A 15,440-nucleotide genomic window follows, 5' to 3' on the forward strand; every position below is an offset into this window, starting at 1 on the left:
TAATACCGATAGAAAAGCATCCTGCTACAACGAGTAATGTTGCCTAAGCGCCTGCCATAACGCTGTTTTGTATCAATGCAAAACCAAAAATCAACAGTCCAAATGCTTGGCAACCAGCCCTTATACGTATGTAGATTTCTTCGTTATCTCGCTTATCGAAATGGTCGATGATTTCTACCAAACAGTAAATACAGCCAAGTATAAAGGCAGCAAAAGCGATGTATATGGCATCACCGTGTAGCGTTACCTCTGTACGCCTTCCTAAAAACACATATAACTCGCCGGAATAGATGCCATAAGCGCCATACACCACCAGAAAGACGCCGACTACTAAGTTGAGGACTAACTTATGTTTAGGGAACGAGTTAGGAACATGTTTTTCTCCCGCTTTTCTATTTTTCTGTATGAAAAAATCAGTAAACATAGTTATTCCTAAATTAAGTTGGAACGTAAGTGGTATCGCGACGTCAATCGTTGATTAAATTGCCACATTACACATTTCTAGGGAGGTCTGTGGAGAACGATGACAATCTAAGAGCGAAACCTTTCATTTCCCTCTCTCTTAAACGCCACTATGTACCTAAACACTCTAAACCTTGTTGCGCAGCGCATATTATTGAACACAAAAAAGAATATCTACTCGCAATTCATTCTTTTGGGCTATAGATTCAATTTCAACGTTTATGTTTATAAAATATTAAAATGAAAATGAAAAACAATAACTTTAAGAAACTACGAACTGCATTAACACAAGGCTGTGGCACGCATAGCATGATCTAAAGCTTATTGTTAACTCGACAGCTAGCATTTTTATAAAAGCCCTACACATAAGGAACCAGACACATATAAACATGTCTATTAATGCGGTTCATTAATCAGGTAAATTTATGTGTGTTAAGTTAACAAAAATGGTTCTCCCTTTTCTATTGCTGCCGGGAGCGCCCGTTTACAGCGCAGAAACAACCAACGTTACACTTGTGGGTGACTCGATTCACTACACCGGTACATTAACCTCCGAAGCAAACGACGCTGTTGTGGAAACCTATGCTGATGCGGCAGTGAAACCAACCACTCTTGTGATCTCAAGTGACGGCGGTGATGTGGAGCTGGGAATAGCCTTAGGTGAATGGGTTTTTGCAAATAAAATAGATATTGAAGTCAACGACTATTGCCTTTCCTCTTGTGCAAACTATGTATTTACCGCAGGCAAAAACAAATATATATCAAACAAAGCAATTATCGGTTTTCACGGAGGCTTAAGCAGTCAGGAGTTTGATACCTCAGATATTGAGGCTTCATTTAAGGACTTACCCAAAAGACAAAGGGAAGAAGAAATTCAAAAAGTCTTACATGAAATGCAAACGTATATTGGCAAAACTAAGGAAAAAGAAGATTCGTTCTTCAAAAAAATCAAAGTAAAACAAGAAATAACAACCCTTGGTCAATCTCCCCGCTACGATAGTTTTTCCGATTCGGATTACTCCGGTTGGACCTATAACCCAAACGATTATTCGAAACTTGGAGTGAAAAACGTTTTTGTTAAACAGCCACCTTGGGAACTCGAACAACTCAAAAAATTTGGAAAAGTTGTTGTAGTCGAAGTCGAATAAATTTCTCGCTAAAGCCCTGAAAAATAGCACCGGGAAAACCCGAGAATAAGAGATATCTAGGCTTGATAGTGCATTCAATCAAGCCTAGCTGCGAGATACGCTTCAAACCTCTATTGCCAGGTAGAAATAATCTGTCTCAGCTTACGTTCTTGTCTTAGTGCTTCAAACCAAAAACCACCACAAGTCAACGCGATTCCAAACAAAAACATCCCGAGTGGTATGAGCAAAGGTAAGCTAAAAGTATCAACACTCAGAAGAATGTAAATACCGGCACCTCCGGTAACGGCAAGCCAGAACAACATAAAACACATCACAAACAAATTTAACCGCATGGAGACGCTCACCCGAGTACTATCTTTATTCGCCTCTACCTTCCCCTTCATGACAGGTAAAAATGAATTTCTGTAACGAATGTTTCCCACAAGATCGAAGCCCGTTTCGTCTACCTTTCCACAAAATGCTGAAGAGGAACTAGGCTTGAAAAAAGCTCGTTCTGATGTGTTTTCTTGTATTCGCTTTAAAACTTCAGGTGCAGACAAGAACGTATCGATTTGAAACCTATTATAGGGAATTAACTTCATAATGATCTCTATATTGAACATATACCCAAGTGACTTCAAGATGCTGGATTCAGAGCGTTGTCATTGATTCGAGTGCAAGGAAAACAACGAAGCGGAATAGCACGCTCTTTCCAAGTTGTTTGACGTAGCAATCGGGTCAATGACACGCTCCCAGAGGGCGAGTTGTCTTGGTTTGTATACTTTGTTGCCGGTTCTTGATTTAGACCCACTAAGCCTTCAAATCGCCGCTGCGTCTACAAACCAAGTCATTCTCGCTGACCCAAGCACCTCGAGGTTACTTGGGTATATCATTCAAAACTACTCAAAAATGCCACACGTTGCGAATCAACATTAAAAAACTGTATCCGTTCAAACCTGAGAAATAACGGTTTACCACCCTTATAACATTGAAATAATTGATAATTTCCAGATTTATTATTGAATATTCCAATTACCGCAAAATAAGCTTGAGCGATTGTGGAGGTAAACCGTTCACCTCCGCTTGACCTTTACCTTGGGTGAAGCCCTAGCCTTTCTTTATCAGGTAATGAGAAAGGGGATTTCTTATGGGCATGTGTCATCACAACGGTTCAGATGTTTCTGAAACCAAGCCAATTTGGCGAATACTACTCATCCTAAGTTCAATCGTTCTATTGCTCGTTTTGTTGTTTGGATAAAAGGCGGGATGGCATGTGAAAGTTGCGTACGTCAGGACACTCGATGAATCACGCATCTGAACATCGAATAGCGGAGAACCGTGCCTTAGAGGGAAATTAGCGCGATTTGACAAATTTCAGGTAAAGAAAAGCCCACCTAAAAAGGTGGGCGCTTCTTTAAATTTGGTGGGTCCGACCAGATTCGAACTGGTGACCCCTACCATGTCAAGGTAGTACTCTAACCAACTGAGCTACGGACCCAAATTTAATGTTCAGCATACTTTGGTTTTAGCATGGCTTTAAGGAATGGTGGGTCCGACCAGATTCGAACTGGTGACCCCTACCATGTCAAGGTAGTACTCTAACCAACTGAGCTACGGACCCATTCCTTAAGAACGAGATGGATATTAGCTATATCCTATGAGGGGTGCAAGCATAAATTCACTAACTTTGATTCGTTTGGCGAAAATCTAAACTCAACACCCGCTTTTAGACGATTTTATCGACAAAGCATTGGCAGATACGAGCTAAAAGTGTGATCTACTTAACTTTTATATTTTCAGCTAATTATCGTAGGGCACTTCGCTGAGCATCCAGATCTGCAAAATCTGTGAGACATCGGGGCAATAGCCGAACAAGATTTGGTACTTTGGTTTGAAAGGTTCGCCGATAAACGTGGTACGAATCAGTTTGCCAGTTTTTAGGTCCACCTGCGTACTCACCCTTCCCTTGAAGTTTTGAAAAATCGCAAATTGTTCACTGTGGTACACCATCTGCTCTCGGTAGAACAAAAAATGGTCTTGCGGTGTTTCTGTAAGTTGGCATTCTAGTGGTTTTAAAGACTGCTGAGCTTGCACACTCAATGCCACTAGCAATGCAGATAGGCTCCATCCAAATCGCATCGTACGTCCCTATTCTTCTTTCTTTATCAAAGTATAGGAGCTATCGGGGTAACTGCAGCGAAGCTCGGAACTTGTGACTACCAAGAAAGAAAAAAGGCTTCAACCAATCCAGTTGAAGCCTTTCTCTATTTCATTATCTGGGAACGAAATGCTTATTCGTCTTCGGTATCAAACACCACGTTGTAGTTTTCTGTGTAGGTACAGTTTGGTTGGCGGCTACAGGTAAAGAAGCGTCGACCTTTAAACTCACCTTGGCTCGCTGTTCTGATGATCATCGGACTGCCACACTTTTTACAAAAGCGGACTTCTTTATCCGGTTCAATCAGATCAATGTGTGCTGCTAATAAACGACGTAGACGCCCCACTTGGTAGCTGTGTTTTACTGATGCGCCAATCAAAGGAAGGTTCGCCGATTTACACACGTGCATCAGCAGCTTTTGGCGCTCGACTTTGCCTTTATGCAGCTGCTGACCGTTATCAAGCTCAATGATCACGCGCGGTTCAAGCGTTCTAGGGTCGCAGATAACGTAATCAAAGTAGCTGCGTGAAATTCGGTTACTGGCAATAAAGAACTGTTTTTTGTTCTTAACCTCTTTTGGTGCGATCAACGTTGCCATGTTTACTTTGGCAAACACCACAGCATGATCACCAACCGCAGCTCTTAACGCATTAAAAAACGCGCCTTCCTGCCCTTTTAATAAAGGACCTTTCGAACGGTATGGGAAGTCTCGCGTGTCATCGTTTTTGATCACGTACTTTTGAATGATAAAGAAGAAAACAACAAGTAGAACAACAATGATAAAGATGTTGGTCATAGATAAAGTGCGCCCAAAACAACTAGTTGCTCAAAGCCTAAATGGAAAGTTTAGCCAGAGCAACAAAACCGATAAATTTTGCGGGGTGATAATAACAGCCGCAAAGCTTTTGAGCACGATTTACGTTAATCAAACAAGAACAAAAGCGGGCTCCATCAAGAGCCCGTTTGTTAATCATTAAGATGTATATAAAGTGCTAGCTGTTAGCGTCAGGTTGGTTCTCTGGCATGGCATCAATAAATGCTGGCAGTTGATTACATGCTTCTACAACCGAGCTAATAATTGGATAAGGAGTCATATCCACTCCAAAACGTAACGCATTGTACACTTGAGGCACTAAACAAATATCAACAACAGAAGGAGAGTCAGTCACACTGTAGATACAGTTTCCATGTTGTTGTCGATGCCTATTTAGCTTCTCTTCTAATGCCACAAAGCCTTGATTTACCCAATGATGAATCCACTCAACTTTCGCCTCTTGATCACACGACAGCTGCCCTTCTAGGTACTGCAACACGCGCAAGTTATTGAGTGGGTGGATCTCCATCGCGATATCCTGAGCCATAGCCAAAGCTTGGTAACGAAGTGGCGATGGTTCTGGAATCACTCGAACTTGTGGATACTGCTCATCAAGATACTGAATGATGGCAAGAGATTGGTTGAGTTGAATATCACCATCCACCAGCACTGGCACAAGCTCAGAGGCGTTTAACTCATGGTATTCCGCGCTATGCTGCTCGCCGCCATTACGTACCAAATGAACCGATTTGGACTCATAGTTCAGCTCTTTTAAGTTCAAACAAATACGCACTCGATATGCCGCCGAAGAACGCCAATAGCCGTAGAGAGTGATGTTATCGCTCATACTTCCCTTGCCCCTCACTCTCAATGTTTTAAGTATTGGCTGACTTGCTGATCAATCGTGCCAAAGATCGAGTTGCCATCTGCGTCAAGCATCTCAAGCTTGATAGAGTCACCAAACGACATAAAACGTGTCGACGGTTTGCCATCACGAATGGTTTCAATCATGCGCACTTCTGCGATACACGAATAGCCTACGCCACCCTCTTCAATAGAGGTACCGTGCTCCGTGCCTTGTTTGTTTGATACTGTACCCGAGCCAATGATTGCGCCCGCAGAAAGTGGACGGGTTTTGCTGGCATGGACAATCAAATCAGCGAAATCAAACGTCATATCTACTCCAGCATTCGGACAACCAAATGGTGCATTGTTATAGGTTGATACCAAAGGCAAATGAACTTTGTTTTCATACCATGCTTCACCTAGCTCATCTGGCGTTACTGCAACAGGAGAAAACGCCGACGACGGTTTTGATTGGAAGAAGCCGAAACCTTTTGCCAGCTCTGCCGGAATCAAACCACGCAACGACACATCGTTTACGAGCATGATAAGGCGAATGGATTCTTGTGCTTCTGCAATGCTTGCTCCCATCGGCACGTCACCAGTGATCACGGCAACTTCACCTTCGAAGTCGATGCCCCACTCGTCGCTGGCAAATTCGATGTTGTCGCAAGGACCAATAAATGCGTCAGAACCACCTTGATACATCAAAGGGTCGGTCCAGAAGCTTTCTGGCATTTCCGCACCGCGCGCTTTCCGCACTAATTCGACGTGATTGACGTAAGCGCTGCCATCCGCCCATTGATAGGCGCGAGGCAATGGTGACTCTAGATAGTGGGATTCAAACGCTTCACTTCCTGAAACCGAACCATTATTTAGCGCGTTATAGAGCTCTTCCAGTTGTGGAGCGACTTTGTCCCAGTTATCCAATGCCACTTGCATGGTTGGTGCGAGATGCATCGCGTGGAAAATTTCGGTTGCCGGCACACATTGTGTCAGGTCTTTGCTCACGATCATCAACAGACCATCGCGAGTGCCATTTTTCTTGGTTGCTAATTTCATCCTTGCCCCTTACTTCTCTTGCCAGCTATAGACGTATTCTTTGTTTTCAACCTTATCGAGCTCGTCAGAAAACTCGAGTGCGTGGCGCGTATCAATCATCACTGCCACTTCATCGGTGAACTTCTTCTTATACTCCTGACCCGCTTTGAACGCTTTCGGATGAGGGCCATGAGTAAAGCCTGCCGGATGGAAAGTCACCATTCCTGCTTCAATGTTGTCACGGCTAAAGAAATCCCCTGCGTGGTAGAACAGGACTTCGTCATAATCGTCATTGTTATGATAGAACGGCACCTTCAGAGCACCAGGGTCGCTTTCGATTGGTCGAGGTACAAACGTACATACTACGAATCCAGCACCAACAAATGTAGTGTGGGCAGAAGGCGGTAAGTGATAACGATGCGACATCAAAGGTCGAATATCACGCCAGTTCACCTTCACCACAGCCAAGTCACCGTGCCAACCAATCGCATCAAGCGGGTTGAATGGATAAGTAATCACGCTGACTTTATCATGGCGCTTCACATGAACTTGAGTTTGATCTTCTGAGTACTGCGCACGAAACTCGTCGTTAATTGACGGCGTTTCCAGAACGGCTGGGTCGAATACAGCGTGATTGCCCACCATGCCTTTTTCTGGCAAAGAATAAGCAGCATCGGTGTTTTCAATCATCAGAACAAACATTGGTTCACTTGGTTCTAATCGCCAACTGGTCGAGCGTGGGATCATCACGTAATCACCTTCGCTCACTTTGAGATGGCCATAGTCGCAGTAAAGGTCTGCAGTTCCGTGATGGATGAACAGCAGCTCATCGCCATCGGCGTTACGCACCAAGAAGTCCATCTTCTCGTGCATACGCCATACACGAATCTTACAGTTGGCGTTGTGTAGAAGATGCGGCACTGCCCAAGGCGAAATCTGACTTGCCGTTTCGACTAGGTTGAAATCGAAAGCGCGCGGGCGCAAATCGCCTTCCCACTCCGACCAACCTGTCGGTGCGTGTTGATGATGAAAGTGTGCAGCAGGGCCAAAGAATCCACTTCGGCCTGCTTCACGTTCGTAAATTGCCTCTTCCGGGAAATCAGCATGTGCTTGCTTGGAGCACACTCCCTCCCGATGAGGGAATGTGATCCATTTATGCATCGCTTAGTACTCCTCGGCGGATTTGGTCTTCTTCAATCGATTCAAACAAGGCTTTGAAGTTACCCTCACCAAAGCCTTCGTTGCCTTTACGTTGAATGATTTCGAAGAACACAGGACCAATTACGGTCTGGGTGAAGATTTGCAGCAAGATACCGTCTTTAGTTGGCGCGCCATCTATAAGAACTTGCAGATCACGCAGTTTGCTGACGTCTTCCCCATGTCCTTTTACGCGCTCGTCCACTTTCTCGTAGTACGTATCTGGTGTTGGCATAAAGTCCATGCCACGATCACGCAGTGTTTGAACGGTTTGGTAGATGTCATCGGTGGTCATCGCGATGTGTTGAATACCTTCACCGTTGTATTCACGGATGAACTCTTCAATCTGCGACTTGTCGTCAGAAGACTCATTGATTGGAATACGGATCTTGCCACACGGCGCGGTCATTGCGCGGCTAACAAGCCCTGTCAGCTTACCCTCAATATCGAAGTAGCGAATCTCGCGGAAGTTACCAATGCGCTCGTAGAATCCAGACCACACGTCCATGTTACCTTGCTTCACGTTATGAGTCAGATGGTCGATTTCGTACATACCAACGTCTGCTTTCGCTAGACGCTCTTCTGCATCATCGTAGAAGCGGAAGTCGACATCGTAAATGCTCTGTTTGCCGTAACGATCAACGAAGTACAGAAGACTCTCACCGATACCGTAAATTGCCGGAATGCTTAGCTCCATCGGACCGATTTCCGTTTTGTACTCTTCACCGCCGTTATCCAGCGCTTGCTTTAGCGCCACGTTAGCGTCTTGCACGCGAAATGCCATGCCACAAACGGAAGGTCCATGAACTTTAGCGAAGCCTTCTGCCTGACTGTGCGGCTGAGCATTAACGATAAAGCTGATGTCACCTTGTCGGTACAGCCAAGCCTCTTTAGAACGGTGTTTTGCGATTTCTGCAAAACCCAACGAAACAAACAGCGCTTTCAGTTGTTCAATACCTTCTCTATCCGCCGCTGTGTATTCCACAAATTCGAATCCATCCGTGCCTAATGGGTTGTAGGTGTACACCATGACTTTCTCCTTATGTCATTGTTGTGTTTGAACATACGTTCTTGTTCGATATTTCTAACTTGGCGCAGGAGGAGAAAAATTGGAATACATACGAGGAAATCTAGCTTCATGCACTTTCTGCAACGTAATGTAAAAAATATGTTACACGATATTATTCGCCCGCAATCGTTTACGTGAAAAATAAGGAAAACACATAATATCAACGCATTAGCATATCGTTTTTAAATTTACACGCCCAATTAAGATGTAAACAGATTGTTACCTCAATGACTTTTGTGGGCAGTAACGCGCAATTCTCATTCAAACAGTGTCAATATACGGACAATTATTCTGATAATATATGGAATGAGTGCCGATAAGTGGTAGTATCATTTTTTAACCACTACACTGGCAAATAGTTATGGCACGCCGAACTCAAGAAGATACCCAGATTACCATCAACACCATCCTCGATGTCGCGACAGAGCAGTTGATCAAGCTTGGTTACGAGAAGATGTCCTACACGACGTTGAGTGAGCAATCGGGAATATCGAGGACGGGCATAAGCCATCACTTTGCAAAGAAAGCCGATATTCCTCGCGCTCTACAAGGCCGACTACTAAAAATCATGGCCGATAAGTTGAACATGTCAGGTAATGAAAAAGACCTCATTGACAGTTGGGAACATGCGTTTGGCGATGAAGCGTTTATGGCGATTTGGCGTTTGGCATTTTTGATGACAGTTTGTGAGCATCACACACCTTATCTCAATGAGATTCAAACGCAGATTGAGACTGTTGCATCGTTCAAGCTTAACAAGTCATGCCAACGCACGATTGAATGGTTGATTGGATTAACCCTTCTAAGCATTCATCGATACGAATAAAATCGAATCAATAGTGAAGCCGAGTACCCTACTCGGCTTTTTGCTTTCTTGGGGTTTTGAACACATAAAAACAAAATGTAAGCAGCATGAAACTAAAGCGACCGAACCCTTTGCAGAGTTCGGCCTATCCAGAAAGGCAGTGCGAGAGGACATGAATAAACAGAGACTGTATTAACCCATAGATGTGATACTGATTCAATAATTACCCGTTAAATTACAATCGACTATGCAGTTATACTGTTAACTTTTCATCAATTACATAAATAGCTCGACTCTGTACATAAATACCACTCGCCCTTATATAAATCAGTCACTTTCGATATTTGTAAAAATTCGCTAAAAGCTCATAACAAACGATTAGTTTTTCTCTATCACCCCAAAAAACTGGGTGTTAGTCTTGTTTACATATTTACCTAGCCCATTTTTACTTTCGTGACCGCCGCATCAGATCCGGTAATTCGTAGGTCAAGAGAATGTCAGGCAGCGGTATTTTTTGATTCAAGACAGTTTTGACACGGACTAGGTATGTAATAAGAGGTGTTCTGTTCCCTTTCGGGCTCGCACTCTATACCGCTGCGCTCTCGACCAAGAAAGAAAGAGACATCCAAATGACACAAATTAATCAAGAACGTCTAGTTGAACATTTCTGCCAACTGGTTCGCATCGATAGCGAATCTATGAATGAAAAACAAATCGCAGAAACTCTGGCTGAGCAACTGGGCGAGTTAGGCTTTACGGTTCAAAAACTACCTGTACCAGAACACATTTCTAATGGCTTCAACGTTTATGCACGTCTAGAAGGTAAGAAAGAAGGCTCTATCCTCATGAGCTGCCACATGGATACAGTAACGCCTGGTATCGGCATTGAGCCGATCATCGAAGATGGCATCATTCGATCTAAAGGCAATACGATCCTTGGCGGTGATGACAAGTCTGGCATTGCTGCAATCATGGAAGCGGTTCGTTGCATCCAAGCTGAAAACCTAGAGCACAAAACGTTAGAGCTTGCTTTCACTGTGCATGAAGAAGGCGGTCTGTTCGGCTCTGAGTACTTCGACATGACGCACGTAACGTCTAAAGAAGCGATCGTACTGGACACAGGCGGTCCTATCGGCACTATCGTGACAGCAGCACCTGGTCAGCAAAAAATCGTTGCAACAATCAAAGGTCGCCCAGCACACGCGGGTCTAGCACCTGAAGAAGGCATCAGCGCAATCATGGTAGCGGCAGATGCAATCAACCAAATGAAGCTGCTTCGTATCGACGAAGAAACCACAGCAAACATCGGTATGGTAAACGGCGGTCAAGCGACAAACATCGTGATGCCAGAACTAAAAATCGTTGCTGAAGCACGCTCTCTAAACGGTGAGAAGCTAGAAGCGCAAGTGAACCATATGATCTCTACCTTCGAGTCAGTATGTGAAAAACACTGCGCAGAAGTTGAAATCGAATCAAGCCGCGCATACGACGCATTTGTTATCGAAGAAGACAACGCTCACGTATCAGCAATCAAAGCGGCATTCGCTGACATGGGCATCGATGCATTCACAAAAGGCACTGGTGGCGGCAGCGACGCAAACAACTTCAACAAGAAAGGTCTAACAACGGTAAACCTTTCTACTGGTATGGCGAAAGTACACACAACTGAAGAATTCATCGCGGTTGACGACATGGTGAAAATCACGGAATTCGTTAAGCACTTCCTCGTCAAATAAGCAAACTAAGTAAGCACAACTTGCGCTTAGTCTAAAACGTAACCTAAATCCCCTTCCTGCTTTACGCATGGAGGGGATTTTTATTTCCGTTGAGTAACGTCCCCTTCTATTACGCAGTTAAGCCACCAAAAAACAGCGATTCCCCAGAGCAATATGGCGTACGCATACATAGAAAACGTCATTTTGTATAGATGGATAAATGTGAATTTGGACATAAGGTACCAATCTGCTTTCGTGATCAAATCAGAGCTGGAAGCAAAATCACAGGCATAATTCATGCTATCTATTTCGTCGGCGGTTCCCATCAGATAATCAAATCCATAAGCCACTTGCATTAAGAGTGCTTATGTAATCCCCCTCCATACTGTGTCGAGCTTCTGGCGACACATAAATGTCTATTCAATTGGCAAAAGTAGAGTCTAATATGAAGAAAAACACGCTCGCTTGGCTGATCTCATCCTTATTAGGAAGTACAGCCACTTTCGCAAACGCGAACCACGACCTAACCTTGGTCGAAATCGGAAACCAAACCTTTGAACGCATAGAAATGCTCAAGCAGTTAGCAGACAAAGGTCAAGGTACGTCTCAACGCGATGGCGAAACCTACCTTGATTTCCAAGGCTATGAATACTGGGTGAACTTTGATGGCTACCCTAAGTTCCCATTCTTATTCAGCGATCAAGACCAAGCCTACCGCAATGCGGTGAACTTCGTCGGTCCTGAATGGGAGTTCATCATGTACAACGGCGGCTTCTATCTGATGCACAAAGAGTTTGGTGTGATGAACCCAGACGACACAGGTTGCTACGTAGAATATATCCCTGCTGCCCGCGGCTCTAAGCGTCCAAATGGCGAATACATTTGGCAGTCAGATATGATTCAAAACATCGAGACTTCTGATTGTGGCGACCTATCTGCGCCAAGCATCAATGCATTGAACGTAGCCAGCGTTTCAGATCAAGGTGTTCAGCTAAAATGGGCTACGCAAAACGCGAATGGCAATGTGGTTTTGACGTTGACCGAATCAGGTTCAGAGCCCGTTCGTTATGACAACGTTCAATCTGGCTTGTTCATTGGTAACCTGAAACCAGACACTCGGTACACGGCGGAGCTTTCGTCATGTAATGCGATCGATTGTATCGAGCCACAAAAGATTGAATTCACGACAAGTGCTGCACGCCTTGGTTACGCAGACGAATTGCCGTTAGACAATCACTTGAATGGCGATTTGACTGGTTCTATCCATTTTGCTCAAACCCATACGACCACCGCCCCAAATCAAAACGATGTTTACCTGTTCCCTGACTTGGTGATCGACCGTGAAGCTCTGCTTTTATTCACGCCAGAAGACAAAAACGTTCAACAAGTTTGGGTAGAACTGAGCTTTGAAGGCACAGTAATCACTCGCCTTCCAATGCTGCCACCAAGCGCGCTTGCGGCTTCTGATCAGCCAGATAATGGACGTTCTAAAGTGGTATTCTCCCATCACGCGTGGTCACTGCCGCTGCAATGGGATTGGATGAAGCCAGGCTTGTCGCTGCGCTTAACCGATAACACTGATCGCCAAGGCGATTTAGCTGCTAATGAACTTGTCTTTGGCGGCGCGCCGGAGCTTATCATTCAAAACATCGACATGGGTATGCTCACGGCGCCACGTGATGGCAACACCATGATCAAAAACATGGCAAAACTCAGCGCCGATTACTTCCAGAAAATCCCAGCATCTAAACTGGTGATGGCGGATTACACTGCCGCTTATTTCCCGAAAGTGACGCTGCCAAACGGTAAGGTTTACACCACAAGCTCCGATGGTGAAGGTGGCTGGCACGGCGGTGACATGCGTGAAGCCATTGGTAAAGCACTGGTCTCTACAGGTGTGAATAACGCGAACGTCGGCATTACTGATAGTGCTGGCTATTCGCAAGCTTACAATAAACGCTTCAACCATATTACTGCGCACACCAACTGCGGCGTGTACACCAACGGCGTTATTGACCATGGCGGCAGTGGTGGCGGCGGCATCGTGACGTTAACGGCAACAACCGGTAACGAATGGTCGCACGAACTGGGTCATAACTACGGTCTGGGTCACTACCCTTGGTATGCTTCTACGCACGATTTGGAATCTGGTTGGGGTTGGGATGCTCTGCATCGCCGCTTTATTGGTAACTTACACTGGACAGGTGAAGCCACGACTAACGATGTGGGTGGCGAAGTGGTGCCACCATTTGCTGGTGAATTCCGCTTTATGCGTGACGCTCAAGCCGGTGGTGAAGCCGCACTATTAGGCACCATTAGTCATTACACGTTAGAGCACCCTTCTCAGTCTCGCCGCGTACAAACTTGGCTCAATAACGGTTTTAACGTCGATTTAAACAGCTCGACTGGTTATGTTCGTTGGAATCAAGAAAGCCAAAGTTACCAAGAAGCACAAACCGACACGCCAGTACCTACTGCAGCAGGCGTGCCCGTTGTCACCATGTTAGGCATTTACGATCCGCGTAACGAACTTGTAAGCCAAATTTACCCGCTAATTTACTCCAACTACGGCAACGTGTTTGAGCAGCCTTCTGCACCAGACGTAACTTATCATCCGGAGGGTTGGCAAACGGTGTCTTCTTTGTCTGACGAGCAAATTCAACAAGATTTGTGGCAGACGATGAAGGTCAACAACCAGCAGGCTCGTATTTGTCAGTTCACCTACACGGCAAGCAACGGCGAAAGTGCAAACTTCGTTGGTACGATCAGTGCGGATATGGCGCGCTGTGAAAGCAGCGAAGACATGTACTGGAACATCAATGGTCAGCGTGAGCACATGATTTCTCAAGATCATGACTACTCGTTGCTGTCTAAATACGGTGAAGGTGCTGTGACTTACACGCCGAACACCGAAATTGGCGAAGTGCCACTTTGCGTGCTTGAAAAATCTGGCACGAGCCATGACGGTGCGGGCTACTTTACCTCTTCCCACTGCCAGCAGTTTAGTGGCGTGAAACACAACAACGGTGCAGATTGGCGTTACGCACGACATCAAGGTGGAATGTATCAACCAAGTATGATCTCTCAACGTAGCTGTGCAGTTACGGTGGAGCGCCAGGATGGCTCAGTACAGAACATTGCGGTTGCAAGTAGCCGATTAAACGACTCACAAAGCAATAAGTTCCACTTTAACCTAGAGCAACTGCCACTACCTACTCGTGTCACCTTAAGTTGTACTAACGTGAATGGTGAACAAGTGCTAGATAGCTTGATCCCTGATCAAAACCCAGCGATCGATAAGCTTGTTGGTCCTATCTTTGTTGGTCAAGAGCACGGTTACAAACAATACATTGATGAACAAGTCATGTTTGCCGACAACGCAGCGTTAAACCGCATCGACTTTGGCTTTGTGGCTGACTTCGACAAGTTCGTAGCAGACAACTACGGAACAGGTGTCCTGAACAATGGTGAGACAAGCGCAGAACGCCGCGCTGGTGCACTTTACGTGTACCCTAACCCAGTCACCGGCACTCGCGATTATTTCCTAATGCGTGACATTTCTGCGGCGGACTTCCCAACCAATCAAGCAGACAATGAAGGCTGGAAGTACCTAGGCTCAGCGGAAAACCATGTCCAGTTTGGTTTTAACCCGTTGAACATTGATCGTAGTAACATCGGCAATGCGCAGCGCGTTGCCGGCTACTTCAATCAACCTCAGTTGCTAACTTGGGAACAAGCGAGTTCAACAACATGGGGTCAATCTGAGAACGCTATTTTCATTGATACCGATGAAAGCGGTGAGCGCCGTTACTTTATGCAAAAACGTCCGGGAGTGGACAGCGCGTTGCCAGTTCAAAACACCTCTGACGCTGATTGGCGCTTTGTTGGTAGCGATACGGATATTGAACAGTACATTGCTGAGCTCAACAGTGACCTAGCTAAGTTTGAAGCCGAAATCTTAACGTGGCACAAACAAGATCGCATGGGAATTTGGGGCGAGAACAACAACACGGGAACGATAAACGATATTTACGTGTACCACTTCCGTGGTGGTTATCACTACTACCGCCTCATTGACGGCAAGTACTGGTACTTCCCTTGGCCAACGGAGGAAAATCCAAATAACGCTGATTGGCAGTACTTGGGACACTTCTAGTTAAATAGTAACGTTTAGCATGATCATGCAACGCCCAATATTCTTTTCTTTAG

At 45.2% G+C, this 15,440-nt stretch carries 12 protein-coding genes and 2 tRNA genes; 4 read left to right on the forward strand and 10 right to left on the reverse strand.

Annotated elements, in window-relative coordinates:
- Positions 1-43: 43 nt before the first annotated feature.
- Positions 44-424, reverse strand: coding sequence for a hypothetical protein (locus tag ATB76_RS05285; protein WP_017190266.1), 381 nt, complete (start codon positions 422-424; stop codon positions 44-46).
- A 463-nt stretch (positions 425-887) separates the two neighbouring features.
- Between ATB76_RS05285 and ATB76_RS05290 the strand changes: the two genes are divergently transcribed.
- Entirely contained in the window at positions 888-1,610 is a 723-nt protein-coding gene (locus ATB76_RS05290; RefSeq protein WP_042601622.1) for a peptidase, read from the forward strand.
- 110 nt (positions 1,611-1,720) lie between these two features.
- Here the strand turns inward: ATB76_RS05290 and ATB76_RS05295 are convergent, their stop codons facing one another.
- From ATB76_RS05295 to hppD, 9 genes are all read right to left on the reverse strand, one after another.
- Positions 1,721-2,191, reverse strand: a complete 471-nt coding sequence (locus ATB76_RS05295) for a hypothetical protein (RefSeq protein WP_033008439.1) — start codon at positions 2,189-2,191, stop codon at positions 1,721-1,723.
- An 819-nt stretch (positions 2,192-3,010) separates the two neighbouring features.
- A tRNA-Val gene (locus ATB76_RS05300) sits at positions 3,011-3,087 on the reverse strand.
- Positions 3,088-3,133: 46 nt separating this feature from the next.
- A tRNA-Val gene (locus ATB76_RS05305) sits at positions 3,134-3,210 on the reverse strand.
- 179 nt (positions 3,211-3,389) lie between these two features.
- Positions 3,390-3,728 carry a hypothetical protein gene (locus ATB76_RS05310; RefSeq protein ID WP_061034827.1) on the reverse strand — a complete coding sequence of 113 codons (339 nt, stop codon included), beginning with the start codon at positions 3,726-3,728 and terminating at the stop codon, positions 3,390-3,392.
- Positions 3,729-3,880: 152 nt separating this feature from the next.
- Positions 3,881-4,543 carry a DUF2726 domain-containing protein gene (locus ATB76_RS05315; protein WP_039978152.1) on the reverse strand — a complete coding sequence of 221 codons (663 nt, stop codon included), beginning with the start codon at positions 4,541-4,543 and terminating at the stop codon, positions 3,881-3,883.
- A 196-nt stretch (positions 4,544-4,739) separates the two neighbouring features.
- Complete coding sequence (gene maiA / locus ATB76_RS05325) at positions 4,740-5,408, reverse strand: maleylacetoacetate isomerase (RefSeq protein ID WP_061034828.1); 669 nt, start codon at positions 5,406-5,408, stop codon at positions 4,740-4,742.
- A 20-nt stretch (positions 5,409-5,428) separates the two neighbouring features.
- Complete coding sequence (locus tag ATB76_RS05330) at positions 5,429-6,466, reverse strand: fumarylacetoacetate hydrolase family protein (RefSeq protein WP_061034829.1); 1,038 nt, start codon at positions 6,464-6,466, stop codon at positions 5,429-5,431.
- 9 nt (positions 6,467-6,475) lie between these two features.
- Entirely contained in the window at positions 6,476-7,606 is a 1,131-nt protein-coding gene (locus ATB76_RS05335) for a homogentisate 1,2-dioxygenase (protein ID WP_045406949.1), read from the reverse strand.
- Complete coding sequence (gene hppD, locus ATB76_RS05340; RefSeq protein ID WP_061034830.1) at positions 7,599-8,672, reverse strand: 4-hydroxyphenylpyruvate dioxygenase; 1,074 nt, start codon at positions 8,670-8,672, stop codon at positions 7,599-7,601. Before hppD ends, ATB76_RS05335 begins: the two co-directional genes overlap by 8 nt.
- A 400-nt stretch (positions 8,673-9,072) precedes the next feature.
- Here hppD and ATB76_RS05345 point away from each other — a divergent pair, with 400 nt between their 5' ends.
- The 3 genes from ATB76_RS05345 to ATB76_RS05360 all read left to right on the forward strand — a co-directional run bounded on the left by ATB76_RS05345 (position 9,073) and on the right by ATB76_RS05360 (position 15,387).
- Positions 9,073-9,537 carry a TetR/AcrR family transcriptional regulator gene (locus ATB76_RS05345; RefSeq protein WP_061034831.1) on the forward strand — a complete coding sequence of 155 codons (465 nt, stop codon included), beginning with the start codon at positions 9,073-9,075 and terminating at the stop codon, positions 9,535-9,537.
- Positions 9,538-10,145: 608 nt separating this feature from the next.
- Positions 10,146-11,252, forward strand: a complete 1,107-nt coding sequence (locus tag ATB76_RS05350) for a M20/M25/M40 family metallo-hydrolase (RefSeq protein ID WP_042601633.1) — start codon at positions 10,146-10,148, stop codon at positions 11,250-11,252.
- Positions 11,253-11,676: 424 nt separating this feature from the next.
- Entirely contained in the window at positions 11,677-15,387 is a 3,711-nt protein-coding gene (locus ATB76_RS05360; RefSeq protein ID WP_155647547.1) for a M66 family metalloprotease, read from the forward strand.
- Positions 15,388-15,440 lie beyond the last annotated feature (53 nt).

Source organism: Vibrio sp. MOR3, from assembly GCF_001557775.1.
Classification (GTDB): Bacteria; Pseudomonadota; Gammaproteobacteria; order Enterobacterales; family Vibrionaceae; genus Vibrio; species Vibrio jasicida.